Source organism: Motilimonas thetidivivens (genome assembly GCF_046452435.1).
Lineage (GTDB): Bacteria > Pseudomonadota > Gammaproteobacteria > Enterobacterales > CBDFNC01 > Motilimonas.
In genome coordinates, this window is record NZ_JBKFDK010000054.1 from 1 (window position 1) to 1,243 (window position 1,243).

Sequence of the window (1,243 nt, forward strand, 5' to 3'; positions counted from 1 at the left end):
CTGTAAGCATTTCCATTGAGAGACCACATATCCTTATACTTAGACATAGAAGTCGTTAGCTGTTGGAAAACTGCTTTCTTTACATCTGTGCCTGGGTCGGGCATTGGATATACCACATAAACTTCATGTCCCAAATTTAATAATTTATTAATATTTTCAGCGTAAGACTTCCAAGCCACATCTGTTTTTAACACATTGCCACCCATAAAATTTTTCTGACCATCTTCTAGAGGGTTTTGGGTTCTAGCTTTAGGGACAAAGAACTGATTATAGCTTGCTGCAACTATAAACTTCTTAGCACTGTCAAAATTAGCAATTAGCTTGAGTCTGCGTTCATTTACTATTGAGCATTCAGGTACATTACCGAACCATATAGAAGGTGAAACAAATGGGCATTGCTCATAAGCCAAAGAAATCATACCTTCGTTCTTATTTTGGGTTATCTCATGCAAAACGTAATCATATTGACCAACAAAACTATCTCCCAGAGTAATCCAAGATTCATCTCCAAATCGACAGGCTGTTTCAACGCTCCTAAAGTTACATTGACTCCTTGTTTGGGTTTGACCTCTGTAACTATCACCAATCCTATCTGGTTGTTCTAGGCGTCGGAACTCTATGTGCTTGTACATATCATATGCTTCTTTGATATTTCCAGTTAAGCGTTCAGGAAACCCCTCATATTTAATTGTTTGATTGACTAAAAATCCTAACGATAAAACAGTAATAAAAGGCAGTGAAAGTACGTATCGGTTAAGTCCTTTTTTTCGATATACGCTTTCTACAAAGATATATGTCAAAACAGCTAATAGCAGCGAAATTATGACTAATAATACGAACTGCTCATATCGAAAGTAATCATGTTTTATGAACCTAAAAAATACAAAAACAGGTTGATGCCATAAGTACAGTGAGTAAGACACTAAACCAATGTAAACAAATGGTTTAATTGATAATAGATCATTTGATGCCTCCCCCCTATGTGAGAACATCAAAAATAAGCATGTACCAATCACTGGAACTAAGGTTAAAAACGAAGGGTGTTTAACTTCATGCCCTACAAACAACATACTATGGGCTATTAGAAATAAACCTAATAATGGGAGTGTTTTATAAATAAGCTTCTCTAAACTACCTTCAATTGCAACGGACAGCCTCTCACGATTATAGAAGGTAGCTAAACCGCCTAGTAGCAATTCCCACGCTCTTGATGGCAGTAAATAGAAAGCCATATCAGGATAAT

The 1,243-nt window shown here is 36.3% G+C and carries 1 protein-coding gene; it reads right to left on the reverse strand.

Going from position 1 to position 1,243, the window contains the following annotated elements:
* Positions 1–1,243, reverse strand: a 1,243-nt coding sequence (locus ACK8OT_RS19195) for an acyltransferase family protein (protein ID WP_410198119.1), incomplete at both ends; no start/stop codon positions are given.